We start from the raw sequence: 25287 nt of genomic DNA, 5'->3' as shown, positions 1-25287 counted from the left end.
ACTCATGATTGATTCTGACAATAGAAAACCAATCCTCCTTGTGGCCCTGGGTGGAAATGCCATGATCAAAAAAGGCCAGGAGGGTACTGCCGTCCAGCAGCGCGATAATCTTAAAGTGACTGTCAGGCAAATTGCCCGGCTTTCACAAACCCATCGCATCATTATTACCCACGGCAATGGCCCCCAGGTGGGGAATCTGTTGCTGCAGCAGGAGTGCTGTGATGCAGTCCCAAAAATGCCGCTGGATATTCTTGTGGCCCAGACTCAGGGACAGATCGGTTACATGATCGAATCATGCCTTGATTCTGAGCTGATGGCCCAGAACCTGAATTCAAGGCCTCTGGTAAGTCTGATCAGCTATGTGGTGGTGGATGAGAATGATCCGGCATTCAAAACCCCTACAAAACCCATTGGGCCGCTCTACACAAAGACCCAGGCAAAAACTGCGTCCTGGCCTTTTTGCAAAACCGCCAAAGGTTACCGGCGGGTGACTTTTTCTCCCAAACCAATCACCATTGTTGAAAAGCATGAAATAAAACAATTGATTGATATGGATTTTATCGTGATCTGCTGCGGTGGAGGCGGTATCCCGGTTATCCGTGAAGGACGCGCCTTCAGCGGGATAGAGGCGGTCATAGACAAGGATCTGGCCAGTGCGCGCCTGGCCGTGGAGGTGGGAGCAGATCTTTTTGTCATTGCCACGGACGTCAAAGGGGTTGCCATAAATTTTGGTCAAAAGAACCAGAAAATTTTGCGCACCCTCACTCTTGCGGATGCCCGAAAATATATGAGGGCGGGCCATTTTTCCGAAGGTTCCATGAAGCCCAAGGTGGAAGCGGCTGTACAGTTTGCAGGGATACCGGGAAAAAGAGCGGTGGTCGCGTTTTTAGAAGAGATTGAACTGGCTGTGGCCGGAAAGGCCGGCACCGAGTTTGTGGCATAAAAAAAACGGATTGTTAATTTGAAATTATGGTGTTCCTGTTAAAATATTTTGTAGTTACATGCAGTTGTTGGATTCCGCTCATGAATTGGAAAATTCAAAACTGAAGTTTGCCATATCAAGATTCCGGAATCCAACTTAATCTCCTTATTGCATTAAAATTCAAGTCCCATCATAAAACCCCACACATATTTGGGCATGCTGTATCCGCTGATTTCCTGGTAATTGGTACCGGTTACATTATTTACAAAAAGATTTAAATTATAATTCAGGCCGTTAAACTTGAATTTTTTTTCAAAACCTGCATCACAGACAATATAATCCTCAAGTTCATCGCCTTTCTGGGCATCCCTTGCACCGACATGTTTTGCACTGAGCTGAAGCCAGCCTTGAGGAAGGATTTCATATTTTCCCATGATCTTTACTTTGTGTTTGGGAAGGGTGGCAGGCAGGTAATATGTCCAGTCCTGTTTATTGCCGGTCTGAGCTACTTTATGTTCCTGGAATACATAGGACGCAGTGGCCCTTAATCTTTTTGAAAATTCAATGGCTGCTTCCAGTTCAAAACCGCTTAATTCAAGATGATCAATATTGTACAGGCAATTGGAAACTGCTCGTGATCCGGGTGACGTAATGCCGTCTCATGTTTTACCGGAAGCCTGTCCCTTGAAACAGCGCTTTCCCCGTCATGGTGATCGGCAATTTCTTTTGCCGACAGAAGATGGGCAATGGTCAGGATACCGTTGGGCTTTAAAATTCCTGCAAGTTTTCCCAAAGCTGCTTTCTGATCCCGGAAATGGGGAAAACAGGCAAAACAGATAATTGAATCAAAACTTGAATCCTCAAGGGGCAGGTCCATGACATCCGAACAGACAAAGGTGATCCTGTCATACCCATGGACCTTCCGGTTTTGTGTTATCATGTTTTCGGCATAATCCACTTCAAAAAGCCTGCCTTTTGAAGAAAGTCGGCTCAGGATATAGGGAACCAGCACCCCGCTGCCGCATCCCACATCCAATACCTTATGGTCCGGCTCAATATTTAGACTTGAAATGATTTTTTTTATCTTTTTTGAATGCCGGTCATGGATTCCGGTCTCAGGATCTTTGTAAAATTTATCCAGCCAGGTATCGGCTTTTTCATTGAAAAAGGTTTTTCTGGTCATATCTTGCATGTCTGTATCCATTTGTCACTCCTCACAGGTCCAGTCCATTCACTGGCAGGACCTGAGTTCTTTGGCGGTTTTAACATCAACCTGATAAACATTCTGATAAAATTCCACAAGCCATTGTCCAAGTCGGATGTCTTTAAATTTTTCCGGGTAGGCTGCTTTGGCCATAACCATGACATCAATTGGATACTCCAGTCTTTTTTCACAATTGCAGGGAGTCCAGGGCAGGGCGCAGGCCGCCTTGTTGCGGACCGCTCTCATGTCTTTCAGACTCTGGTAATAGGGGGCTTCATACAGCTCTGAAGGCGGATGATACCCCCAGGAAGTGACCAGTACGATCACATCCGGATCAAGGGAAAGCAGCTTTTCCGTATTGAGGATATTCCAGGCTCCTTTGCTGTCATAGGCATTTTCAGCATGGACAAAATTTTTGAGAAAATAGGTCTGAATGGTATCGATTCCTTTGACATGGCCTGCCCCTCCCTGACTTCTGGCTTTGGGAGAAAGTCCCAGCAACAGCAGTTTTTTCCGGTTTAAGGGCTTGATGTCTACAGTTCGTTTCCTGACCATCTCCACACAACTTTCAAGGTAATCGGCCAGTTTTTCAGCCTCTTCCTGCTTTTGGAACACCTGTCCCAATAATTTGATTTCATTGCTGATGGTCACAATGTCCGGTCGGTCAAAGGTGTTAGGTCCCTTCAGGACCACCAGGGGGATGTTTAAGGATTCCAGCAGGGAGAGGCTTTTTTCCAGGATATCCTCCGCAGCTGAAAGGGAGCATGAGCCGGTACGGATAAGGATCAGGTCAGGATTCAGATCGGCAATTTTTTCATAATTAATGCCTGCTCCGTATCGTGACACCAGGGGCAAGTCCATGAGCCAGGGGTTGAGATGGGTCACCGGATTCATTCCGTCCCGGGATCTCAATGGATTTGCCCCTGAAATCCGTTACCATAACAGCATTCTTTTGTTGGGAAAAGGCAGTGACTGTCAATGAAAACAGGGCAACTGCCATTACCAGGAGTCTATGCAGCTTTTTCATTTTATACCGCTTTTTCATTGTATGCAGATTTTTCATGGCTGATTTCTTCAATTTCCCATGAAAACTTCATGGAAACATGGTCAAATCCGTGAACAAAGCCTTCCTCTGTTTTAAAACATTTTTCCTCAAGATAGGATTCAAGAAGGGGGAGGTGTTCGGTCCGGATTAGGTCAAACCGTTTGCAATAAAAGTCTATGGCATCTTCCATTGAAGGAAAAAATTCATGGAAATGGTTGGAAAAGACCTTAACTTCCGGATAAATACCCATCTGGTAAAGCACCTGGAACAAAATGTCACTCTTGGGGCCGCCATGGTATTGTTTTTCAAACAACCTGGGCCACAATGCCTTTGGCATATCTTCCCAGCCAGGGATACCGGCATGCCAGAACAGGACCACAACACCCGAGCAGACCCGGTTCATTTTTTCGATGGCAGACTTGATATCATTCATGCCAAGGGACATGGAAGCCATCACCAGATCATAGGGCGGGTCAAGCTCCATATCCGGGTTCACATCTTCCCAGGTTTTTTCAATGGGGATGATATTTTCGATTCCTTTTTCTTCCATGAAATTTTTCATGACCGCATTCATCCCGGCAGAGGGTTCAATTGTGGTGACCGAGTTGACAATCCCGGCCATGGGAAGGGCAAGGCTGCCGGGACCTGAACCAATATCCAGCACACGTGATTTTGGAGTAAGGGGCAGGCCCTTGATTGTTTTATCAATCCGTTCCTGGTGATGCTCAATATGCTTTTTGGAATAAACAGCAGCTGATTTTTTATCAGCCCAGAAATCCTTGCAGCTTTTTCCGGACGAATTGTGCCAGAGGTCCATTTCATGTTTCCAAGCCTCATTCCAGTTTATTCTATTGTAATCCATTATGTTTTTCTCCATAAAAAAAGGCCACAAAGGAACGGCAGATTTTCTTCTGCCGGCCTTCATAGCCTGTTTTCGTTTTTTTAAATTATTTTTTTACAACACCCTTTCGGATGTAACACCCTTCTGGGTTTTTATTGCCTGTTGTCTTAGTATAGTTGGAATATCATGTCAACCCAAAACAGTTTGTTGCAGAGCTGAATTGTTGCAATTTCGTTACTGCCCGTTCGGCAGCGGCCAGAGCGCCTTCAAGATAACCGCCGTACCGGGTGTCGGTTTCCGTACCGGCAAACTGGATGATGCCGTCCCAGATGGAGGTTTTACCTGCCGGGGGATGATAAAGAGGGTGTTCATGCATCGGCGGCTGGTCGAACTGGGTGGCAGTGAATCGTTCGCGGGCCCAGTCCTGGTAGTATACTGCCATCGGTTGATCTGCCGGTTTGCCGTAAATGGCTGCAAGTTGGGAAAGAATTGCAGATGTAAGGCTTTGTGGATGATTGCGTTGTGCCGCCGGAATGCTTATAAATCCGGTCAATCCATAAGGGCCCTGATTGTCGTTGGACCCGTCATGAATTTCGCCCAGCGGACCTGTCTGGCTGAATGCCTGGCCAGACAAGCCGGTTTGCCGCCAATACGGTTCTTCATACAGGGCGCAGAATTTCGCCTGGCCCGCCATCCATGTACCCATTTTCAGCATTGCCTGGGTCAAATCATGAGACAGGTCAGGGGTAAAGAGGATGGTGGCAGCGGCAAGGCGTGGGGGCAGGGCGAGGATTATATTTTTGGCATTAAACCTGGCCTTGGATTCTTTTTCCAGTTCGCCAACACTTACCATGGCACCCGAGGATTGTTTTTTGATTTCAAATACAGGATGATTGAGCCGGATGGCATTTTCAGGAATATATTCAGATAGTTTTGTTACAAGTGCCATCATGCCGCCGGAAATTCGCCGGCAGGGGGGAGACATGTCATAACCTCTGACTGTCCTGACGGTTCCATCGGGAGTTTGAAACCTGCCCATACCCTCTTCAAACTGGCGATAGCTCTTGAGACCCAGAACTTGAATAAGGTGAACGATTTTCGGGTTTATTGAGGGCCAGTACCAGGAAGGGCCGAGATCGGAAAAAAATCCTTGATGTTCTGTGCTTAAAATCCTGCCGCCAACTCGCTCACGGGCCTCAAGAAGTATAAAAGATTTGTTTTTTTTGGCCAGCAGACAGGCGGCATAGATACCGCTGAGACCTCCTCCAATAATTATGGTATCAATTTTTTCCGTGTGCATTGTAATATTCCATTATAATCTCAACGTTTAAGCAGATTTTCTATAGGTTTTCAGATAGCAAAACCCGATCGTTTTTTCAACCGGGTTTTGCTTGGATAGAACATTGTTTGTCAGGAAGACTTCATGTTTTTGAGAACCTCTTTTACCTGGTTGCCGTCGGCAAGTTTTCCAAAATGCTTCATAACGTTTCCCATGGCCTGCATGGGACTCTTGTACCCGGAGAGGTCGACATTATCCAGTATCCACTGCTCGATCTCCTCGGACGTGGCCATTTGAGGAAGATATAAGTTCAGCAGTTCCAGGTAGTCTGAGGTGGTTTCTTTTTTAAGCTCAAGTACGGTTTTTTCGGATTTGACAAATTTGCGTATAATATTAAGGAGGTCGTCATCGGTGATCTCTTCAGGCTTCTTGACCCGGGTGGTTTTTTTACCGCTCTCCAGGGTAATGGAGACGGTGAGGCTGGGAAAAGATCCCATGATCAGCCGCATGGTGTCCCTAACAGCGGTATCTTTTTTAACCATGGCCTTTTTCATATCCTGGCGGATTTTATCGTACAGGGAGATCCCCATAGATGCATCCCATCCGTATTCGGTTTTAATGTCTGACATTGGTGTTATCTCTCCTTTGATGATAATTTTGATTTCAACAGTATTTTATTCTGACATCATACCACATTGAGGCATGCACTGCTACAGGGTTATCAGCGGTTCTATTCTACAACTGTAAAATCTATGTGTTTGAGTTTTTCACCGTTTTCGGTAATCACTTCAACCCTCCATTTCCCAACATGCTCAGGACGGTTCAAGGTGACATTGCTCCATGTGCGCATGCGGTGATAGCGTATGCTGAGGGGAACTTCGCAATACCGGCGTCCGTTGATATAATAGACATGGGTCAGGGTGAAAGGAGGGTTGTCTGCCAGTACGGTCATCCAAACTACCGGTATTGACTCTTCTTTGAGAGAAAAAACTGTTTTGGCACAGACATATTGCTTTTGGCTGACGCTGCTGCAGGATACTATTTCATGAATTTGAATGCCGGAAGTTATATGGCTTTGTTCAGTGTCACTTACTTCAGTATCAGTTATTTCATTCTGGTAGGTAAATTTTTTCAAAACAGGGGTGGTTTTGGTTATAAAAGTATTTTCTGAGACTTTTTTTGACCTGAATGTTGGTTCTGACCTATATGTTGGCTCTGGATTATTTAACACAATTGTTGCCGGCGGTTCTCTGAAAATCATCAGGCCGGCCATAATCAACCCTGCGCAAAGAAGAGGCAACCATAACTTGTATGACTGTCGGACCGGCTTTTTTTCCTCCGGTTTCTTCTCTTTATCTTTAATAATTTTCCTGATTTTTTTTATGAGGATCTGATCCTTCTCTTCCTGAATCTGCTTGTACAGGGCGCTTGTGTCAATATTTTCTTTGCCTTGTTTTGGTGCTGTATGTGTTTTTTTAAAATTATCCGGGATGTCGTGGTCCATGTTATGGCAATACCTGCTTTATACGGTTGTTGTAATTTGTTAAAATACCATGAAATCAAATGCGAATCAAAATAATCGATATGACAGTTAAAAAAATTCCAACAAGCCCGGCCGGTTTTATCTTTTCACGATAAATGATGGCGGACAGTACAATGGCGATAACAAAATGCATGCCCACAATGGCGGCAACAAGCGACAGGGGGCCGCGTTCCAGGGCGTATAAAAATGCATAAAACCCTGCAAAATTAAACCCGCCCATGACAACGCCAAGGCCCATTGCGGCCGAGCGTTTTTTCTCGGCCTTGTCATAGGACAAGGCCCTGGTAATTCCCAATGACCCGATCATTCCCATAAGATATGACAAGGCTATAAAGGCAAGTTTGTCCACATGCATGGCTGCAAATTTGGATGAAATGCTTGCCGTGGCACCGCACAGAAGTGCCAGCAAGATAAATACGGCTCCCCGCCGTCCCTGTTTTGTTTTTGTCGTGTCCTCTCTCATCTGCGTCGTCAGAACGATCATGGCGGCAACGGCAACCAGCAGTCCCAGGCCCTGGAACAGGGAAATTTGTTCTTTGAAATAGAAAATGGAAAAACCGGCCACCACCACCACGTTTAACCGGATGATGCTGTAGGCTATGTTTGCCGGGATATATTTGAGCGCTTCAATGTGGGACACGGTTGCCACAAGAAAAGATGCGCTGTTGATCAGAGACATGGTCATCAACCAGATGATATTGAGTTCATGGTGCTGCTGGAAAAAGTATACTCCCGTACTCAACAAAGTTACCGTGGCCATGAAAGAAAAGGTTACCCATTCGGTGGGATATTTTTTTTCTGCCGCTACCTTATAAAAAAAACGCTGAATGCCCATCAGCAGCAGTGCAAGCAGGGCAAAAAAGTACCAGGAGATCATGTGTGAAGCCTTAAGGTTAATATGTTTTTATTTTTATCAGACATGCTTGGGAATATAGACCGGAATTAAATCAAGTGCAATCAACTCATTTAAAATTATTGCAAAGGGTTTACACATTTGCTTTAAAGAACCATATTATTCAACAGACAGTTAAAATTATAGAAAGCCAAGGACCTTAAATTTTATGAAAAAATGCGTTTTTCTGTTTATGTTATTGTTTTTGCCGGTAGGCATGTCTTTACCATGGCCTGGATTTGTGCCTCAATTGTTTGCAGGGGAGGGCAGTGTGAAGATTCTGATCCTTGGAGATTCTCTTGGCGCAGGGCTTGGAGTGGAACCACAACAGGCTTTTCCCGCCTTGATCCGCGACAGGCTCAAACTCAAAGGATTTGACCATGTCAGCCTTATCAACGGCAGCATCAGCGGCTCCACAACAGCAGGGGCAGTGTCCCGGCTCAAATGGTTTCTCAGGATAAAGCCGGATATTCTTGTCCTGGCGCTGGGGGCCAATGACGGACTCCGGGGCTTGTCCATAAGGCAGATGACCCGAAATCTGGACAAAACCATTGTCCTGGCAAAAGAAAAGAGGCTTCGTGTGATCCTGGCAGGCATGAAGCTTCCACCCAATTATGGACCGGAATATGCCAAAGCCTTTGAAGCGGTCTTTGCATCCCTTGCACAAAAACACGATTTGCCCTTTATTCCTTTTTTATTAAAAGATGTGGCAGGCATCGCTTCCCTGAACCAGGCAGATGGTATCCACCCCAATGCAAAAGGTCACAAGATTATTGCAGCCACTGTATTTGACTGCATCCTGAAGCAATTATGAGTTTGAAATAATTATGATACCTGAGCAATTATTAATTTGGAGCAATTATGATTCTGGAACTTGAAAATATCTGTAAATCCTTTCACCAGCCCAGATCCGGTGCGATTGAGGTTTTAAAACAGGTCAGTTTTACCCTCGGCACCGGGGAAACCAACGCTGTAACCGGAGAGTCCGGCAGCGGGAAAACCACGCTGCTCTCACTGATCGCAGGACTGGACAGCCCGGATCACGGCAGAATTCTTTTGGAAGGTGAGGATCTGTGCGTAATGAAGGAGGACAGGCTTTCCCGTTACCGGGCCATGAAAATAGGGATCATTTTTCAGCAGTTTCATTTAATGCCCCATCTGTCTGCCCGTGAAAATATCAGCCTGCCGTTGGAGATTCTCAAACAGCAGCAGATTACGGAGCGGGTAGATGTTATGCTGGAAAAGGTAGGTTTGCAGGATCGTCAACATCATCTGCCCGGACAGCTGAGCGGCGGAGAGTGCCAGAGGGTTGCCATTGCAAGGGCTTTGATTGTCAAACCCTCCCTGCTGCTGGCAGACGAACCCACCGGCAACCTGGATATCAAGACCGGGGATAAAATTGCCGGTCTCCTGTTTGACCTGGTGGAAAAAGAAAATAAAACCATGATCCTGGTGACCCACAATTCGGATCTGGCAAATCAATGCCAAAAAATCAGGAAGCTTGAGCAGGGGAGGCTGGCCTGATGCTCTGGATACGCATGGGGGTAAGGGAGCTGATAAAAAACAGGGGTTTTGCTCTTTTTTTTATATTAAATTTGTCTCTGGGGCTTGCAGGATTCATTGCCATTCATTCTTTTGGCAGATCCCTGGACCGCCATATGGATGAAAATTTAAAGGAGATCTTAACGGCAGATCTGGTTGTGTCCTCCAACCGGGCCTTGACCCCGGAGGATCTGGCGCTGGTGGACAAGGTGTTTGAAAATAACAAGACCCTGGCCAGGCTGGTCAGCTTTTATACCATGGTCAAGGCTGGCCCCAACGCCCGTCTGGTAAAGATCATGGCGATTGATACTGCCTATCCCCTGTATGGTGACTTTTCTTTGGAAAAACAAACCCTGAAAGCAAATATCCAGAACTCCCCCGGAGTGTTCATGACCAGGGACACGGCCTATGCGCTTGGCCTCCGGGATAACACTGATGAAAATACCCCCCTTAAACTGGGCGATAAAATGTTTGTCGTACGCGATTATTTTGTCACCGACCCGGACAAATCCTTGACCGCTGTTGAACTGGCACCCAAAATTTATATGGGGATTGAACAATTGGAAGGCACCGGGTTGATCCGGTTCGGCAGCAGGATCAGGTATTCCCGGTTTTACAGGTTTGGCAGGGATGCGGATGTCCCTTTATTGGCCCAAACCCTTCGGCAGGAATTTGCCCGAGTCCATCCTGGTCAACCAATGGTGAATGTCCATGACAGCCGTGATATCAATCAAAGGCTTGGCCGGTTAACCGGATATTTTACCGGGTATATGGGGCTGGTCAGTGTGGTGACTCTTTTTCTGGCAGGCATTGCCACAGCTTATCTGTTCCGGGGTTATTTGAACCTGAAGCAGCGGGAGATCGCCATTTTGATGAGCATCGGTGCAAGACACCGGGAAATCTATCTGTATATCAGTTTTCAACTCTTTGTTCTGGGCACCCTGGCCTCTGTTCTGGCCATATTTGTCTCCCTGTTCCTGGTTCCTGCATTTCCCGTTATTTTCCAGGGGTTGATCCCGGATCAGGTGAGGCTTGCAACGGATTTTAACACCATTCTTCTGGCCCTGGGTCTGGGGATGACGGGCAGCCTGATTTTCTGTCTGCCGGTTTTTGTCCGCATCTTTGGTGTAAAACCAGTGATGCTGTTTGGCGGAACCCATATGACAGCCACAAAAAATTCCGTTAATCTGCTGCTACGGATAGCAAGTGTTTTACCCGGACTGGCAGCGTTTTTACTGATCTCTGTTTTTGCAGCCGGTTCCGTTAAAAACGGTAGCATTTTTGTGGGTGGATTTGTCCTGGCCCTGGCATTTTTATCCGCCGTGGGAAGGCTTTTGTTTTCAGGCTGCAAACATCTTTCCAACACCCGTTATCCTGTGGTAAAAATCGCCTTTCGGAACCTGTTTCGAAACAAGTGGGCCTCTTTGTCCTGTTTTGTCACCATTGCCATGGGCGCTTTTTTAATATCCCTTATCCCCCAGGTTCAAAAAGGACTGCAAAACGAAATTGTCCGGCCGGAAGGCTTGAAAATTCCGGTTTTTTTTCTGGTGGATATTCAGGATGAACAAAAAATACCTTTTATGGAATTTATCAGGAACCAGGATGCCAAACTTGTCAATTTATCCCCCATGGTCCGTGGACGAATTCTGACAAAAAACCAGGAGTCCTTTTATGGTGAAACCAGGCCGTCGGGTTCCGGATACCGGGGGCGTGGCCGGAGACTGGAGTTTAATTTTTCCTATCGTCCGGATCTGGATGTGTCGGAAACCATTGTCCAGGGACTTCCTTTGTCAAAAATCCCCTGGGAGTTTGAGTCGCAAACCCCGTTTGAAGTCTCTGTTGAACACTCCTTTGCCCGGCGATATGATCTTGAAATCGGGGATCTGCTGGGTTTTGAAATCCAGGGAATCCCCCTTCAAGGACGCGTGAAAAATTTAAGAAAGGTTCGATGGAACAGTTTTTCGCCCAATTTTTTTCTGCTCTTCCAGGACGGCGTTTTGAACACTGCCCCCAAAACATTTTTGGCAGCTGTCTCTCAAGTGCCGCCGGCAAAAAGACAAGACCTGAAAAATAAAATTGTCGATGCCTTCCCCAATGTTTCCGTCATTGATGTGACCCAAATGGCCATGACCCTGCTGGATATCACGGACAGGCTCTCTTTGTCCATCCGGTTCATGGCCTGGCTGGCCATTGCTGCAGGTTTGGTCTCCATTTTTTCCATTGCCCGTCATCAGGCCCGGAAAAATGAAAATCAAATCAATCTGTTAAAAGTGCTGGGATCTGATTTTAAGGCCATCCAGGCCATCAACCTGCTGGAATTCGGTTTTATTGGATTTACCGCAGCCTTGTTTGCCATCCTGTTGAGTTATGTTTTTTCATGGGCTGTTTCCTGGTATTTTTTTGACAGTCTCTGGAAGGTCAACCTGATCCTTTCCTTTTTGATTTTGGTGTTGACCACCTGCATCTGCATGGGTGCGGGCTTTGCCGCCTCCCGCAAGGTCATGAACTCAAAGCCGGTCAAGCTTTTGACAAATGCCGAGTAACGATTGGTTTCATGAAATTAAATAACCGCCAATGTGTTAGATTTATATTTCAAGGATTATTCAGATTTTCTTGATGTTATTGTGCTTATAAAGCACAAAGAGTGTCATAAGATTGGTGAAGATCATGCCTTCGGGGCTTTTTTGGATGGATTATTGACGGCTAAAATGATAAGTAGACTGAAATTTAAGAAACATATGCTGATGCTGAAAAACTGTTTCAGCATCAAAAAAGTAATTTAATAATTGAGATGATAAAATGGAAAGATTTTTAGTTATTGTTTTTTCTGCAGCTGTTGGAACGGCGTTTTTCTTATGGTTTTCCCGGGCTGTTAAAAAACAATCCATGCAGGAATATATACTGGCACACCAGTGGCTGTTGCATCCAAACTCAATTTGCTACTGGCGGACTGCCATGGCTGTCATTGGATTTGCCCTCTACTTTTTCACCTCTTATCAATCCGTTGCCATCTTTATATTTACCTTTGCGGCAATTCTTGATGGTGCTGACGGTGTAGTGGCACGGGGGTGCAATCTTGGATCCAGTTGGGGAGAATGGCTGGACCCCATGTGTGACAAATTGACTTATTTGCCGCCATTGATTGGATTTGCCTATGCAGGAATCATATCAATAGAATTGGTATGGGTTCTTGTGGCCATTGAATTTGTGGGCCAGTTTTTTGCCAGGCGGATTTTGACCTGGATCAAATTCTCCGGGGCAGCCAATAATTTTGGTAAAATAAAAGCCATCATCTGTTTTGGCCTTGTTATTTTATGTGCATTGATGGATAAAAATCCTGATATCATAAACATTGGCGATGGGGTTCTCATGGCCTGTCTTATCCTTTCATCCGCTTCCGTGGTTTTTAAATTTATCCCCAACCGGCTCTATGCGGATATTCTTTCTTCACTTAATTTTTGTTGTGGTGTCACCAGCCTTATCCTGACCCATCATCATTATTTTGCCTGGGCAATTTGTATCATCATTGTCGGACAATTGTTTGACTTGTTCGATGGGCGGATGGCTCTAAAACATGGTGGAACCAAATATGGCCCTTTAATGGATGACATTGCCGATTTTGTAAGCTTTGGGCTGGCCCCGGCCTTTGTGGTCGTAAAAACAGGAGGTTCATTAGCATGGTTTGTCGGCGGTTTTTTTGTTGTCGGGGTTGCATTTCGTCTCATACGGTTTGTCCGGACGGATAAAAACCGGAGCGATCTGCCCGAGGGGATATTCAACGGACTTCCCAGTCCTGCGGGAGCATTGATTGTTCTTGGCGCTTCTCTTGTATCAACTCCTGGCATATTGTGGGGCATTACCTGTGTCTCTATCGGCTTGATGGTGAGTCATATTCGTTTTGCCCATTTTGGCCGGGTTATCCTTAAGAAGATTCCTAAACCCTTGTTTTTTATGATCAGTGCAACAGTTATTGTTACGCTTTCTTTTATTTTAAAAACAAAAAATACCCAGATGTTCGGATATCTTATTCTGGGTTCTGTTGTTGTCTATATGGTTGTGGGCAGGAGGTGGGTACGCGCTTGACACGCATAATTCACATTAGATTCGCAATGGGCATGTAATATTTTATCCAAAATATTTTTTATATGAAAGTCTTCAAAAAATCACAACAAATACTTTCATGCTTTGTTGTGGGAAAACCAATGTGAAATAGCATGTCTGCCTAAGGCAGTTATTGAAGATTTTTCGGATAATTTTTGAAAACAAAAGGAGAAATAAAAAATGGGCAAAGCAAATATTGCAGTGAATGATCGCAAAATGACCAGTATGTTTGAACGGTATCTGACAGTCTGGATCACCTTGTGTATAGTTGGCGGCATACTGTTGGGCAAGGTTGCTCCTGATTTGGCCAAAACACTGGATGGAATGTCGATTAATGTTAAGGGCGCTCCGGTTGTTTCCATACCCATAGCGGTGTGCCTTTTTTTTATGATGTATCCAATAATGGTAAAAATTGATTTTGCCTCGGTCATCAAGGCGGGTAAAAGCGGGAAACCTGTTTTTTTAACACTTTTTATCAACTGGTGCATCAAACCGTTTACAATGTATGCCATTTCAATATTTTTTCTCGGATTTTTATTCAAATCATTTATAGGATCGGATGCGGTTGATCTGGTCAGATTGCCTTTCGGCCTTGATCTTCCTGTTGGCGCCCATCATGGTGCCGGGGTAGTTGTTTTGCAGGAAGGCATAAAAATGCTGCAGATTCCATTATGGCGAAGTTACTTTGCCGGATGTATTCTTTTGGGAATCGCACCGTGTACTGCCATGGTTCTGGTCTGGGGATACCTTTGTCGCGGGAATGACGGCCTGACTCTGGTTATGGTTGCCATCAACTCTCTTGCCATGCTTGTCTTATACGGCGTTTTAGGCGGTTTTTTGCTTGGCGTAGGGAAACTTCCGATTCCATGGCAGGCATTGCTTTTATCTGTGGGTATTTATGTGGCTCTTCCCCTTGTTGCAGGTTTTTTTTCCAGGAAATGGATTATTGGTGTCAAAGGTGAAACATGGTTTAAAGAAAGATTTTTGCAGGTATTAACTCCGGTCACCATAATCGCCTTGCTTTTAACTCTGGTATTATTGTTCAGCTTTAAAGGGGAGGTTATTACATCCAATCCTTTAACAATCCTTTGGATCGCCATTCCGCTTTTTATCCAGACCATTTTTATTTTTGCCCTTGGTTATGGTGCTGCCAAGCTATTAAAGTTAAAATATGAAGATGCTGCTCCTGCTGCAATGATCGGAGCATCCAACCATTTTGAGGTGGCCATTGCCACTTCCGTTATGCTGTTCGGTCTTTCATCCGGTGCGGCGCTTGCAACAGTCGTGGGTGTTTTGATCGAAGTTCCGGTCATGTTGATGCTGGTGGGTTTTTGCAAACGCACTGTCTTCTGGTTTGACAATTAATGGGTTACCCATTTGGGAGGGGACCACTTTGTCAGTTTAGTGTGAATGCCATGTATTTGATGTTCAATCCCTTTGACAGGGCAGTATTTTCGAAAGCGGAAACGATGTCACGGGCACCAGGCAGGTTGCAATCTGTTGCATGAATATTATCTGACGCTGCGACCACTCGCCCGCCAAATTGTTCAACAGATTTTCCGGTGTAGTCGTAGAACAGGTCACTGTCAGTCTTTAAATGCACGATACCTCCGGGCACGAGCAAATGTGCATACAGGTCTAAAAACAGAGGGGCGGACAACCTGGATTTGATTGCCCGATTCTTCAGGTGCGGGTCAGGAAAGGTGAGCCATATTTCGTGTATCGAGTTTTCAGCAAAGAATTCCTTGATACGCTCAATACGAACACGAAGGAAGAGGACATTTTCAAGGCACTCTGCAACTGCTTTTTCTGCGCCGACACATATGCGATGACTCTTACTGTCGATTCCCACACAAAGTTTGAGAGGATTGGCAGCGGCGAATGCAAGACTATGCTCTCCTTTGCCGCAACCCAGTTCGAGAATCCTTTCCATACCTTTGTAACGCTCATCATACCAAGGGTATGTGCAAGGCAATCTTGAATCGCCGAATACGGAAAAAGTAACGTTGGGCAGATGTTTGACTCGTTCGTATCTGTGAAGTTTGTTTTTTGCCATGATTATGATTTTTGTTTGTCTGTTGTCGGTGCATGGTACTTTTGTGAAAAAACGTGTGAGCATTTCCAAACACTCTGTTGTGTGTTGATATATAAGTCTTCTACTTTCTTTCTTGCCCAAGGCGTTTTTCGCAGGAACTTGAGACTGGATTTTAATGAGGGGTTGCTGATAAAACATCGGATATTTATGCGTTTGCCCAACTCGTCCCACCCATAATGTTCAACCAGACTGTTTACGATCTGCTTAAGAACCACGCCGTGTAATGGGTTGTTGGCTTGTTGTTTTCTCATGAAGCTTGCTGAAATTCCTTTTACGTCTAAATTCTTGTTAACCGTTATTGTATCATCTGTCTCAAGTATTATGCCATTGCAGTCGAACCGTTTGAATCAGGTGTGCAAAAAATACCAAAGCTCGATATCATAATTGATTTTAGCAAAAAAAGGAAGCAGAGCATTAAAAATTACCGGTCACATCAAAAAAAACAGCTCCCGGTTTTTGGTATCAATATTAAATTTTCTGGAAAATTTGATGGGATTGTGCTTTATTCCAGTCGATAATGCATTTGTTTGTATGTATTGTGGCCTTGACAGGAGCATGACAATGAAACAAAAAACTATTTTTACCAGATTCATTCAGTTGTGGGGAATTGTTTTTCTGATAGGCACTGGTGCAAGTATTATTGCCATTGATGTTATAGGTTCGTATCGTGTTGGCTGTTTTCGCGCCGATCAAATGCGCACAAATTACATTGCCCGTCAGAAACAGATCATCAAGCAGGAGGTTCTGCGTGTTGTGGATATGATTAATTATGAAAAAGAACAAAGCACAGCGCTGACAAGAACAAAGATCAAGACAAGGGTTTATGAGGCGTGTTCAATCGCTGAAAATATTTATCAACAGAATAAATCCAGCAAAACCGCACCTGAAATTCAGCAGATGATTATAGACGCTTTAAGACCCATCCGGTTTGAACACGGAATCGGTTATTATTTTGTTCATCATCTGGATGGTATGGTTATACTTTCTGGTGATAAACCAGGGTTTGAGGGATTGAATCTTTGGGATATGACGGATACGCGCGGTCAATATGGCTGCAAAGACATGACCGAAATTATAAATAAATCAGGTGAAGGATTTTATGAATATCACTGGACAAAACCCAATTCAGCCGGGAATGATTTTGAGAAAATCACTTTCGTCAAAAAAATCGAGCCATATGACTGGTATGTCGGTGCCGGTCTTTATGTTGATGATGTTGAAAAGCAGATAAAAGCAGACCTGCTCTCGGCCATCAGCAGAATAAGGTTTGGCGAACAAGGATATATATTTATTAACAGAATGAATGGGGATGTCTTGGTTTCAAAAGGTCATCTGTTTTCCGGAACGAAAAAATTATGGGAGGTTTTCAATAAAAATCCGGAAAATATGAAAAGCCTTTTCGATAAGGAGTACAACATTGCTTTAAAACCTGGAGGGGACTATATCTACTATTCGTTTGTCAAATTGAATACACTTGATAAGGAATCGCCTAAAGTCTCTTTTATTTATGGAATTCCTGATTTGCAATGGTTTGTCGGCGCCGGAGTGTATATTGATGATGTGGAAAATGATATTGCCTTGATGCAAGGTGAATTAAACAGCCATATTAAGGAGGATACGCTCTGCTTTATCTTGATTTCCATGGGTATAATCATTTTGTTTCTATTCTGGTTCAGCCGATTTAACCGCAGGCTTAAGAATGATTTCAATTTGTTCAGCTCGTTTTTTCACAGGGCCGCTTTTTCATATGAATTAATTGACAGAGATCTTGTTCAATTCGATGAGCTTGACCGGATGGCCGAAGATGCCAACAAGATGCTTTGGGAGCGTAAAAAGACGGAGGAGGAACTCAGATGCCTGCGCAATTATCTTTCCAATATAATTGACTCCATGCCTTCTGTGATAGTCGGTTTAGATCTTGACGGCAAGGTGACCCAATGGAACAATGCGGCACAGCGTATAACCGGCATTTCTTCTGATGCAGCACTGGGCCTTTCTTTGGAACAAGCCTTTCCGCGTCTGGTTTCGGAGATGGAGCGGGTTCGTGAGGCAATTAGGACACGGGAAGTACAAATTGATTCCAGACAGGTCAGGAAGGAGAACGGCGAAACGCGCTATGAGGATGTGTCGGTTTATCCGCTTGTTGCAAATGGTGTGGAGGGAACTGTGATCCGCGTGGACGACGTAACCGAGCAAGTGCGCATTGAAGAGATGATTGTGCAGTCGGAAAAGATGCTTTCTGTGGGCGGGCTGGCTGCTGGCATGGCTCACGAGATCAACAATCCACTTTCCGGCATGATGCAGACAGCTGAAGTCTTAAGCAACCGTTTGACCAGGAGCGATCTTCCTGCAAATGTCAAGGCAGCTGAGGAAACAGGTATAACCATGGAAGAGATTCAGACATTCATGGAAAAACGCAAGATCATCGACATGTTGGGCAATATTCGTGAATCGGGCAGCCGTGCTGCGGAGATCGTCTCAAACATGCTTTTTTTTGCTCAAAAGAGCGATTCATCATGGCCTTCTTACCATTTGGCAGACCTGCTGGACCAGATAGTTGAGTTGGCCGGGACCGACTATGATCTGAAAAAGAAGTATGATTTTCGACGGATCAAGATTGTGCGCGAATATGAAAATGATCTGCCACTTGTTTCTTGCGAATCAGGCAAAATCCAGCAGGTTTTGTTCAATATCCTGCGCAACGGCGCAGAGGCAATGCAGGAATATTCAGATGGCAGTCAGCAAAAAACACCTTGCTTTGTGCTGCGGCTGGTTCATGAACTTGAGGCTGGAATGGTGAGAATAGAGATAGAGGACAACGGCCCCGGTATGGATCAAAAGACCCGAAAACGTGTGTTTGAGCCCTTTTTTACTACAAAGCCCACCGGCAGTGGCACGGGTATCGGTTTGAGTATTTCTTATTTCATCATAACTGAGAACCATAACGGCAAAATGAGCGTTGAATCCATACCAGGCGAGGGTACGAAATTCATCATCAGCCTGCCGGTGAAGAGGCGGCGGTTATGAACCGTGAAACGGGAACAACACTTTTTATTTTTTTTATGAAAGTCTTCAAAAATCCAAACAGCGACTTTCAACCTTTGTCGTGGGCAAACCCGGATGAAATGCCAGGTCAGCCCATGGCTGTTACTCCAGAGAATCAAGAATTATACGAGTAAAATATATGATTTCTTTTTCAAGATTTTTTTTTTCTGAAGCATAACTCAAATTAAAAGTACAAAACGGGCATGAGGTTGCAATGGTTTTTGTGCTGATTGATTTTAAAAGAGATTCCGCAATGTCAATTGAGAGTTTTGGAAATACCGACCGTATACCTGCTCCTGCTCCACAGCAGATTGCATCTTCTCTGTTTTTCTCTGCCTCTTCTAATGTTGAACCGCACATTTTTAAAAGTTCTCTGGGTTCTTCTGTTATTTTTTCACCCCTTGCAAGACGGCATGGGTCCTGGTAAGTGATTTTTTGTTCAACTTTATTTAAAAGTTCAGGCCGTTTTTTCAAAAGTTCATAAATAATTTCAACTGCATGGGAAACTTTAAAGTCCATTTTACCCAGCAGATCAGGATAAAAATATTTAAAGCATTTTAGACAGCCGTTGCATGGCACAACAATATGTTTTATTCCAAGGTTGGAAAATTTTTTCACATTTTTTTCAAAATATTGTTTTGCAAGATCAGTTCTTCCTGATTCATAAAGATAGGTATAACAGCAGCCCTCTTCTTCCAGCATCATAAAATTAAAATCAAGTTTTTTTAATACATGATAGGTTGCATGTGCAGCATCCTTTACAAGGTATGCCGGAATGCATCCAAGATATAAAAGGGTATCGGATTTTTTTTGGATAAATTTTTCATCAAGCCAATCAAGTCTCTTGCCAGGATCACCTCCAACAGAATTGCTTTTTTTCTGGATTCCTTTAATTATTATTCCATGTTTTTCCAGAGGACCGATACCCTTGTTTGCAAGATTTGCTCTTGCTTCATGAACAAGTCTGGTAATTTTTATTTCTTCAGGGCAAACTGATTCGCACTGCATGCATTTAGGGCAATTGTAAATACTTTCTTTTCTGGCATCATCTATCTCTTTGTTGTAAAAAATCATTTCAGCTGTTTTAAGCCTGCTCATGGCAGAGAATACTGGTTCCCCTGTTATTTTGTAAACAGGACAAACTTCATCACAGGCTCCACATTCAGTACACTTGTCAAGTTGATCTTGCATGATTCACCTCTATGTTTTGTGATACAAAAATGTATAAAAGCGCTAAGTTTTTTTGTCCATTGGCGCTTAGCTGCCCATGCCTTTTAAAAAAGATTTTCAACATTTTTCTCATTAGGTGCTTCCTCAACCACCTTTGAAAAGACAAAACCAAGTATATATGCACTGGCAGCATCTAAAAGCACAAACATATCATACGGGCTGTTTTTTAAAAATAGAAAGTCTTTGTTGATTCTGATAGCAATCCACTGCAAATACAGATTCAATACAAATAACGACAATTTTGAAATTTTTTTGCCTGAGATCCTTTTTTTTACCATTTTTGATAAATTCCTTTGTTGAATATATCCCATTCAGCCTGTCTTCTCTTGGTTAAGCCTCTGTTGACGACACCCTGTGATTTGTTCCAGGCTTTCCAGGCCGCTTCCAGATTTGTGTAGGCGGTTGTCGCATAGGGGTTATTTACCATCTTCAGAACTGATGAATTGGTAAAAGCTGTTCGGCCGATATTAAAGGTAAGAATCACCATGGCGTCAAATTCATTTTGAGTGATGTCGGCGGTAACTTTTGTTTTAACCGTATTGACGTATGGGGTTAGATCGGAATGAAACAGTTCAAGCGCCTCATCCTGAGTAATGCCGTATTTGTATTTAGGCCACTCGGCATTTAAAATAAGGTGTCCGTATCCGATAGTGGCTCCTTTTACCCATTCAGTGATATCGTCACCGGTTTGATCGTCATAAGGCATGGTGGCTAACTGCTCTATGGATTTTAATAAGTCCATGCCCATGGGGCTAAATTCATGGTTATCCGAGTTTTTTGTCTCAGGTTCGGTTGCGCTGCCCACAAGTTTTGTAAAGGTTCTTCCATCAGGATCTACACGACCGTCAAAAAGAACCATTTTCAAAATTTTTTTCTGGAAAACCTCGATTCGGGATATTGTTTTGCTGCCCATTTTTCCATCAACTTTAAGAGGTGTTACTTGTCCTGGAATCTTTTGGGCATTTAAAAGTTTTTGAATAAGAGCAACATCTGCCGGAAGATTCTTACCGTTACGGCCTACGGAACCAATTATTTTATTCATACGATACATCTCCTTTTATGATTGCAAATGATTGGTTTGTATTAAATTTGTTTTTATTGATAAAAAATATCAATAAACAAAAAAAAAGCAGGACGCATGGTTCCTGCTTTCGATTCTGTAAAATATTTTTAGAAAAATTACTCCTGCAAGGTTTTGCCTTCCTTGATCAACTCTTTTGCAATGCCGCAGACAAGATCATTCCTTGAAATCAAATCCCTGTCTTCCTGCAAAGCCCGGACAGCGCCATATCTGACTACGTTAATGATGGCACCGCCGGACAATTCGTATTTATGGGCAATTTCTTCAAGCATTCCTTCCTGTAAGGAGTCAAAATGGTTGTTTAAGTGATTTTTCCACAAGGCATAACGCAACTCCGGATTTGGAATGGGAAAATACACAACAGACTGGAACCTTCTGGCAAAGGCTTCGTCAATGTTAGCTTTAAGGTTGGTGGCAAGGAGGACTACTCCTGGATAGTCCTCCACCCGCTGGAGAAGATATGAAACTTCCTGATTGGCATGGCGGTCATTGGAGTTTGTTGTCTGGGTTCTTTTGCCGAACAATGCATCGGCCTCGTCAAAGAAGAGTATCCAGTTCTTTTTTTCAGCCTGGTCAAATACATTGGCAAGATTTTTCTCTGTTTCCCCGATATATTTTGAAACCACCATGGACAGGTCTATCCGGTAGACATCAGCCTTTGCCCGTTTGCCGATCAAGCTTGCCGTCAGGGTTTTTCCCGTGCCGGAAGGTCCGTAAAAAAGGCTTCTGTAGCCAGGCTTGATAACCCGGTCAAACCCCCAGGTTTTCAGAATGGTTTTTCCATGCCTGATCCAGCTGTTGATGGTTTGGATTTCATCAAATACTTCAGGGGGAAGAACCAGATCTTTCCAATCAAGCCGGGTGGTGATAAGCTTGGCAGGAAAATTTATGTTGTAGTCAGGTTTGTGGGTGGTGCCGGTGGTAAGCCGGTTAAGAAAATCAATGGATATGACAAGCTGACCGCTGAACAGGGGTTCTCCGGTTCCCCGGTTTTCAAGCCTGAGAATATTATTTTTTGCAAAAAAATGATCCGCCTCAAACAATTGTATGATCTTAAACCTTTTTTCAAGGCTGTTGGCTGCCAGAATAAAGGAGACTGTTTCACCTGTGGGAAGAAACCCGCTGTGTGTATTGCCCTTCCATCCGCCAAATTCGGTAAAGGGCCTCTTGAAGTTCTGGTTATCAATAAAAAAAGTGTCCAGCACCTGGGGCCTGACATGGGGAATGAGGGCCAGCAGCAGGACAATCCTTTCCGCATCTGACATGGAAAATTCTTTTATGGTTCGGGCATACAAAGAGTTGTCTTTTTCAGGATCGTTTCCAGAATTAAGATCAGGGGCAGGGACATCTTCAATGGAAGTGTATTCACAGCCCTGTTCAAAATAGAGCCGGATACGGATATCCAGAATTTTTTGGAACCAGGCAAGCTCCCGTTCCAGGGTTTGGGCATTATTGTCACCAGGGTTCATGAATTTTTATTTTTTAGTCCCTAAGCGCTTATATGTGTTTTTGTAGAGATTTGTTCTGCCAGTTTGATGATACGATGGGGCGTTGCAAGTTCTATGTTCGCCTTGCTGAGATGAAGCCATACGCTTGACCAAGCCATGGTCAGATGTTCGTTTTTCTTGCTGTAGTCTTTGACGGCATATCTGACCGTATAGATGGCTGAAGAATCTCCCTGGCCTTCAAAAATGATCATGGGTTCCGGTATTTTCAATATCTCGTCCGGTTCCAGGATGGCTGTTTTAAGAACTTTCATGATCTGTTCGGGAGACTTGCTTGTCACTGTTTCCAGTTTGAAATTCTGCCAGTAAACGTCATCCTTGTAGCCGTAATTCCTGATGGCCGAGCTTAATACGACGCTGTTGGGTATGTTCAGAAGTGAGCCCTCCCGGGTTCTGATGCGGGTACTCAGCTTGGTGATGTCTTCAACCATCCCTTCGTCAAAACCGCAGATCTGTATCCACTGACCCGTCTTGATTTCGTATGCCTTTATAATCGAGATACTGTCGAAAAGTTTTGAAATATTGTCTTTGATCAGAAACCCTACAGTTACGGCTACTACGCCGGATGTGGTCATCAGATGGGTGATGTTCTGGTCAAACACAAAGGTGACTATCCCGTAAACTGTGGTCAAATATATAATATAAACCGGGATGAGGCGCATCACCTTGGGAGTAGCTTGCCCTGTCTGCTTTTCTATGGGTTTGTGTATGAACGTATTTAAACCCAGTTGAATAAAAATTGCTGGAACAATCCACCATAGTATATCAAAGGTCAGGATGGCGTATTTCAAGTTCTGGATTCCAGGATCTCCCGCCATTTTTGAAAGTAAAACAATTTCCGCTGAAAGAAGCAGTAAAAAAACAAACAGGGCCTGGAAAAACCAGATAGATTTGGCAAAACGGCTGAAAGTTGTCTGAAACTGAGAAATGACCAACATAGAGAGAACAAGAAAGCTGATGGCGGTCAGCCACAAGGCAACTCCGCCTGAAAATTTCCTTCTAAGGCTGAATCGGTCTTCCTTGATAATGATTTCCATATTGAACTGGGAGCATTCGATAAACTTGTTCTGGAGATCCAGGTATCTTAGATCTCCTCTGGAATTTTTCAGGGCATTGTTTAGAAAAAAATGAGCATCATCAAGTTTCCAGTCATATTCTGGAGACAGGACGGCATCCATTTTCATTTTTTCAACGAAACCGCTCTTATCCGTCAGCTTCATGCCTACAATATCCGTGACATAGATCAGGTTGCTGCGGCTCAGGTTCCGGTGGCGGAATTTGAAGCCAAGTTGCCGGTATTCTTCAGTGACCTGTCTGTCGCTATCAAAGTCGTTCCGAAAGTTGGCCCGTACATGATAGAGCAGGGAAGTCAGTCCTGCTTTTTCCTCTTTTTTAATAAAGGTGGCGGTGATTTTATCTTCTGACTTTCCAGGGGTCAGGGCTGTTTTCTTCGAGCTGTCTGGGGGCGGCATCCTGATATTTTCGATTGCATTCAGAAAGATGATATCCTGGGCATCAAATTCACCTTGATAGCGGAACCAGATATGGAAATCCAGGAGTGCCGTATTTTTTTTGAGGTTCAGCTCATCAATGCTGCCCATCTCAAGGCCCACATAAACCACATTGGTTTTATATATATACCCTTTTTTGTAGGGCAGAATATAACCCTTGTCTAAAGCGGCCCCGATATCCGGGATCAGTCTGGAGTTAAGGACTGGCTGCAGCTGGGCCTGTGCAGAGGTGATATTTTTGTGTCTGTAGATGCCTATGGTGATTGGTTTTGGACAGTCTCCGTTTTTATCGAAATAGTTCAGGCCGGTGGTGCCTGCTACGGCATCATTGATGAGGGTCATGGATGCCAGATAGTCTCTTAGCTTTATGCGGTCGTTTTCAATGGTTTCGGGCTGTCCTGTGACCCCGGTTTTCAAGATGGCCTGAACAATAACCATAGCGGTATCATAGGCGTAGGCAGCCTGCCAGTCAGGTGTTTCCCGGTATTTTCCCCAGTATCGCTTTTTGAAAATCTGTGCTGTCTCATTGGCGGTGTCGTAGATAAGAGGCACTCCCATATAAAGACCATTGGTGTAATAGCCAGGTTCCGCCTTTTCCAGGGGGTACTGGTCAAACCCTTGTTTAAAGTTCTGGGTTGCGAAAGCGGTAGGTCCTATGACCGGGTTTTCGATTCCCGCTTCCCGGATCAACTTGATGATTTTTATACCTTCCCGGGCATGAGTGCCGACAAAGATGGCAGAGTTTTGTTCCAGGTTTTTTTTTATGTTATAGACCATCTGTTTCAGGCAGCTGTCCAGGTTTGGATCTTTTGCCCGGAAAGCCTTGTCATAATTTACAGGGAGGTTAATTTCCTTTGCCTCCTTTTTGAAAACCTCGGCGATTCCGGAACTGTGTTCTTCATCTTCGCGGATGATGTATATAGATGTTTTTTTCAGTATGTTTTTCACATAATAAGCGAGAAATTTTCCCTGAGAGCTGTTGTTGAAAACAGTTCTGAAATACCATTTGTTTTCCATGGTTAATTTGTCGCTGGTTGAGCTTGGGGTAACAGCAGGGATTTTATGTTGCTTATAGACAGCACCTCCGCTGATAGAAATGGCGCTTGAAATATGACCGATTACTGCGACAGCACGTTTTTTATGAACAATTTCAAGGGCTTTTTCTCTTGCTGTGGTTTTATCGTTGGCATCGTCATATATATCCAAAATTATTTTTCTGTCTTTTATCCCCCCTTTTTTATTTATCCTATCCACATAGAGCTGAATTCCCTGAATATGTGATTTGCCGGCAGCTGATTTTTGAGGAGCTACTACAGCTATATGAATATTATCTTTGTTTTTTCTGAAAAAGTTACAGGCTTTCCCGTTAAACAGGTATAGAGTAAATAGGGACAGGATAATTAAGAAAAGGATCACGATGGTTGAAAGTATATTTTTTACAGGTTTCATCA

23 protein-coding genes and 1 pseudogene are annotated in these 25287 nt (G+C 44.1%); 8 read left to right on the top strand and 16 right to left on the bottom strand.

Annotated features, from left to right (window positions below; translation table 11 throughout):
- Positions 1 to 4 precede the first annotated feature (4 nt).
- A complete protein-coding gene (arcC, locus tag BLT94_RS18975) occupies positions 5 to 943 on the top strand; it encodes a carbamate kinase (RefSeq protein ID WP_092237652.1) in 939 nt (312 codons plus the stop codon).
- 152 nt (positions 944 to 1095) lie between these two features.
- Here the strand turns inward: arcC and BLT94_RS21850 are convergent.
- The 9 genes and pseudogenes from BLT94_RS21850 to BLT94_RS18935 form a co-directional block, all read right to left on the bottom strand.
- Positions 1096 to 1581, bottom strand: a pseudogene (locus tag BLT94_RS21850) (TonB-dependent receptor domain-containing protein); the annotation flags it as partial.
- Positions 1512 to 2105, bottom strand: coding sequence for a class I SAM-dependent methyltransferase (locus tag BLT94_RS18965; RefSeq protein WP_456073000.1), 594 nt, complete (start codon positions 2103 to 2105; stop codon positions 1512 to 1514). The pseudogene BLT94_RS21850 and the gene BLT94_RS18965, both read right to left, overlap by 70 nt.
- A gap of 48 nt (positions 2106 to 2153) precedes the next feature.
- The gene (locus BLT94_RS18960) at positions 2154 to 3020 is read right to left on the bottom strand and encodes an ABC transporter substrate-binding protein (protein WP_092237673.1); all 867 of its coding nucleotides are present in this window, start codon (positions 3018 to 3020) and stop codon (positions 2154 to 2156) included.
- Positions 2947 to 3153, bottom strand: coding sequence for a hypothetical protein (locus tag BLT94_RS21845; protein WP_139169075.1), 207 nt, complete (start codon positions 3151 to 3153; stop codon positions 2947 to 2949). Before BLT94_RS21845 ends, BLT94_RS18960 begins: the two co-directional genes overlap by 74 nt.
- A 1-nt stretch (position 3154) precedes the next feature.
- The gene (locus BLT94_RS18955) at positions 3155 to 4033 is read right to left on the bottom strand and encodes a class I SAM-dependent methyltransferase (RefSeq protein ID WP_175530419.1); all 879 of its coding nucleotides are present in this window, start codon (positions 4031 to 4033) and stop codon (positions 3155 to 3157) included.
- A gap of 163 nt (positions 4034 to 4196) precedes the next feature.
- On the bottom strand, positions 4197 to 5312 hold the full coding sequence (locus BLT94_RS18950; RefSeq protein ID WP_092237641.1) for a flavin monoamine oxidase family protein: 1116 nt from the start codon (positions 5310 to 5312) through the stop codon (positions 4197 to 4199).
- Between the two features lie 110 nt (positions 5313 to 5422).
- The gene (locus BLT94_RS18945; protein WP_092237638.1) at positions 5423 to 5920 is read right to left on the bottom strand and encodes a GatB/YqeY domain-containing protein; all 498 of its coding nucleotides are present in this window, start codon (positions 5918 to 5920) and stop codon (positions 5423 to 5425) included.
- A gap of 101 nt (positions 5921 to 6021) precedes the next feature.
- On the bottom strand, positions 6022 to 6795 hold the full coding sequence (locus BLT94_RS18940) for a DUF2914 domain-containing protein (protein ID WP_092237635.1): 774 nt from the start codon (positions 6793 to 6795) through the stop codon (positions 6022 to 6024).
- Between the two features lie 55 nt (positions 6796 to 6850).
- Positions 6851 to 7711, bottom strand: a complete 861-nt coding sequence (locus tag BLT94_RS18935) for a DMT family transporter (protein ID WP_092237632.1) — start codon at positions 7709 to 7711, stop codon at positions 6851 to 6853.
- A 184-nt stretch (positions 7712 to 7895) separates the two neighbouring features.
- On the opposite strand from BLT94_RS18935, the gene BLT94_RS18930 reads away from it, so the two are divergent.
- The 5 genes from BLT94_RS18930 (at position 7896) to arsB (ending at position 14734) form a co-directional block, all read left to right on the top strand.
- On the top strand, positions 7896 to 8540 hold the full coding sequence (locus tag BLT94_RS18930) for an arylesterase (protein WP_092237629.1): 645 nt from the start codon (positions 7896 to 7898) through the stop codon (positions 8538 to 8540).
- Positions 8541 to 8587: 47 nt separating this feature from the next.
- On the top strand, positions 8588 to 9250 hold the full coding sequence (locus BLT94_RS18925; RefSeq protein ID WP_092237626.1) for an ABC transporter ATP-binding protein: 663 nt from the start codon (positions 8588 to 8590) through the stop codon (positions 9248 to 9250).
- Positions 9250 to 11811 (top strand): ABC transporter permease, encoded by a 2562-nt coding sequence (locus BLT94_RS18920; protein ID WP_092237623.1) that lies wholly within the window; start codon positions 9250 to 9252, stop codon positions 11809 to 11811. Before BLT94_RS18925 ends, BLT94_RS18920 begins: the two co-directional genes overlap by 1 nt.
- Positions 11812 to 12067: 256 nt before the next feature.
- Positions 12068 to 13351, top strand: coding sequence for a CDP-alcohol phosphatidyltransferase family protein (locus BLT94_RS18910; RefSeq protein WP_092237617.1), 1284 nt, complete (start codon positions 12068 to 12070; stop codon positions 13349 to 13351).
- A 198-nt stretch (positions 13352 to 13549) separates the two neighbouring features.
- Entirely contained in the window at positions 13550 to 14734 is a 1185-nt protein-coding gene (arsB, locus tag BLT94_RS18905) for an ACR3 family arsenite efflux transporter (RefSeq protein ID WP_092237614.1), read from the top strand.
- A gap of 31 nt (positions 14735 to 14765) precedes the next feature.
- On the opposite strand, the gene trmB is transcribed toward arsB, so the two are convergent.
- A complete protein-coding gene (gene trmB, locus BLT94_RS18900; protein WP_217641254.1) occupies positions 14766 to 15425 on the bottom strand; it encodes a tRNA (guanosine(46)-N7)-methyltransferase TrmB in 660 nt (219 codons plus the stop codon).
- Between the two features lie 2 nt (positions 15426 to 15427).
- The gene (locus tag BLT94_RS22215; RefSeq protein ID WP_092237608.1) at positions 15428 to 15715 is read right to left on the bottom strand and encodes a VF530 family protein; all 288 of its coding nucleotides are present in this window, start codon (positions 15713 to 15715) and stop codon (positions 15428 to 15430) included.
- A 310-nt stretch (positions 15716 to 16025) separates the two neighbouring features.
- Between BLT94_RS22215 and BLT94_RS18890 the strand changes: the two genes are divergently transcribed.
- Complete coding sequence (locus BLT94_RS18890; RefSeq protein ID WP_175530418.1) at positions 16026 to 18491, top strand: cache domain-containing protein; 2466 nt, start codon at positions 16026 to 16028, stop codon at positions 18489 to 18491.
- Complete coding sequence (locus tag BLT94_RS22085; protein ID WP_175530417.1) at positions 18488 to 18643, top strand: hypothetical protein; 156 nt, start codon at positions 18488 to 18490, stop codon at positions 18641 to 18643. The genes BLT94_RS18890 and BLT94_RS22085 overlap by 4 nt, the downstream gene beginning before the upstream one ends.
- On the opposite strand, the gene BLT94_RS18885 is transcribed toward BLT94_RS22085, so the two are convergent.
- The 5 genes from BLT94_RS18885 to BLT94_RS18865 form a co-directional block, all read right to left on the bottom strand.
- Entirely contained in the window at positions 18612 to 19700 is a 1089-nt protein-coding gene (locus tag BLT94_RS18885; RefSeq protein WP_092237601.1) for a (Fe-S)-binding protein, read from the bottom strand. The genes BLT94_RS22085 and BLT94_RS18885 overlap by 32 nt on opposite strands.
- Positions 19701 to 19783: 83 nt before the next feature.
- Positions 19784 to 20017 (bottom strand): hypothetical protein, encoded by a 234-nt coding sequence (locus tag BLT94_RS18880; RefSeq protein ID WP_092237598.1) that lies wholly within the window; start codon positions 20015 to 20017, stop codon positions 19784 to 19786.
- A complete protein-coding gene (locus BLT94_RS18875) occupies positions 20011 to 20781 on the bottom strand; it encodes a glycoside hydrolase family protein (protein WP_217641253.1) in 771 nt (256 codons plus the stop codon). Before BLT94_RS18875 ends, BLT94_RS18880 begins: the two co-directional genes overlap by 7 nt.
- A gap of 137 nt (positions 20782 to 20918) precedes the next feature.
- Positions 20919 to 22289, bottom strand: a complete 1371-nt coding sequence (locus BLT94_RS18870) for an ATP-binding protein (protein WP_175530416.1) — start codon at positions 22287 to 22289, stop codon at positions 20919 to 20921.
- A 20-nt stretch (positions 22290 to 22309) separates the two neighbouring features.
- Entirely contained in the window at positions 22310 to 25285 is a 2976-nt protein-coding gene (locus BLT94_RS18865; RefSeq protein ID WP_092237596.1) for an ABC transporter substrate-binding protein, read from the bottom strand.
- Positions 25286 to 25287: the final 2 nt, after the last annotated feature.

Source organism: Desulfobacula phenolica (genome assembly GCF_900105645.1).
GTDB lineage: Bacteria > Desulfobacterota > Desulfobacteria > Desulfobacterales > Desulfobacteraceae > Desulfobacula > Desulfobacula toluolica.
Note: the sequence above shows the minus strand (reverse complement) of the source record. Positions and strands in the feature narration are given on the sequence as shown.

Excerpts from the sequence above, each read along its gene's own strand:
- arcC (WP_092237652.1), top strand. The coding sequence starts at position 5 with ATGATTGATTCTGACAATAGAAAACCAATCCTCCTTGTGGCCCTGGGT.
- BLT94_RS18965 (WP_456073000.1), bottom strand. The coding sequence starts at position 2,105 with ATGACCAGAAAAACCTTTTTCAATGAAAAAGCCGATACCTGGCTGGAT.
- BLT94_RS18960 (WP_092237673.1), bottom strand. The coding sequence starts at position 3,020 with ATGAATCCGGTGACCCATCTCAACCCCTGGCTCATGGACTTGCCCCTG.
- BLT94_RS21845 (WP_139169075.1), bottom strand. The coding sequence starts at position 3,153 with ATGAAAAAGCTGCATAGACTCCTGGTAATGGCAGTTGCCCTGTTTTCA.
- BLT94_RS18955 (WP_175530419.1), bottom strand. The coding sequence starts at position 4,033 with ATGGATTACAATAGAATAAACTGGAATGAGGCTTGGAAACATGAAATG.
- BLT94_RS18950 (WP_092237641.1), bottom strand. The coding sequence starts at position 5,312 with ATGCACACGGAAAAAATTGATACCATAATTATTGGAGGAGGTCTCAGC.
- BLT94_RS18945 (WP_092237638.1), bottom strand. The coding sequence starts at position 5,920 with ATGTCAGACATTAAAACCGAATACGGATGGGATGCATCTATGGGGATC.
- BLT94_RS18940 (WP_092237635.1), bottom strand. The coding sequence starts at position 6,795 with ATGGACCACGACATCCCGGATAATTTTAAAAAAACACATACAGCACCA.
- BLT94_RS18935 (WP_092237632.1), bottom strand. The coding sequence starts at position 7,711 with ATGATCTCCTGGTACTTTTTTGCCCTGCTTGCACTGCTGCTGATGGGC.
- BLT94_RS18930 (WP_092237629.1), top strand. The coding sequence starts at position 7,896 with ATGAAAAAATGCGTTTTTCTGTTTATGTTATTGTTTTTGCCGGTAGGC.
- BLT94_RS18925 (WP_092237626.1), top strand. The coding sequence starts at position 8,588 with ATGATTCTGGAACTTGAAAATATCTGTAAATCCTTTCACCAGCCCAGA.
- BLT94_RS18920 (WP_092237623.1), top strand. The coding sequence starts at position 9,250 with ATGCTCTGGATACGCATGGGGGTAAGGGAGCTGATAAAAAACAGGGGT.
- BLT94_RS18910 (WP_092237617.1), top strand. The coding sequence starts at position 12,068 with ATGGAAAGATTTTTAGTTATTGTTTTTTCTGCAGCTGTTGGAACGGCG.
- arsB (WP_092237614.1), top strand. The coding sequence starts at position 13,550 with ATGGGCAAAGCAAATATTGCAGTGAATGATCGCAAAATGACCAGTATG.
- trmB (WP_217641254.1), bottom strand. The coding sequence starts at position 15,425 with ATGGCAAAAAACAAACTTCACAGATACGAACGAGTCAAACATCTGCCC.
- BLT94_RS22215 (WP_092237608.1), bottom strand. The coding sequence starts at position 15,715 with ATGAGAAAACAACAAGCCAACAACCCATTACACGGCGTGGTTCTTAAG.
- BLT94_RS18890 (WP_175530418.1), top strand. The coding sequence starts at position 16,026 with ATGAAACAAAAAACTATTTTTACCAGATTCATTCAGTTGTGGGGAATT.
- BLT94_RS22085 (WP_175530417.1), top strand. The coding sequence starts at position 18,488 with ATGAACCGTGAAACGGGAACAACACTTTTTATTTTTTTTATGAAAGTC.
- BLT94_RS18885 (WP_092237601.1), bottom strand. The coding sequence starts at position 19,700 with ATGCAAGATCAACTTGACAAGTGTACTGAATGTGGAGCCTGTGATGAA.
- BLT94_RS18880 (WP_092237598.1), bottom strand. The coding sequence starts at position 20,017 with ATGGTAAAAAAAAGGATCTCAGGCAAAAAAATTTCAAAATTGTCGTTA.
- BLT94_RS18875 (WP_217641253.1), bottom strand. The coding sequence starts at position 20,781 with ATGAATAAAATAATTGGTTCCGTAGGCCGTAACGGTAAGAATCTTCCG.
- BLT94_RS18870 (WP_175530416.1), bottom strand. The coding sequence starts at position 22,289 with ATGAACCCTGGTGACAATAATGCCCAAACCCTGGAACGGGAGCTTGCC.
- BLT94_RS18865 (WP_092237596.1), bottom strand. The coding sequence starts at position 25,285 with ATGAAACCTGTAAAAAATATACTTTCAACCATCGTGATCCTTTTCTTA.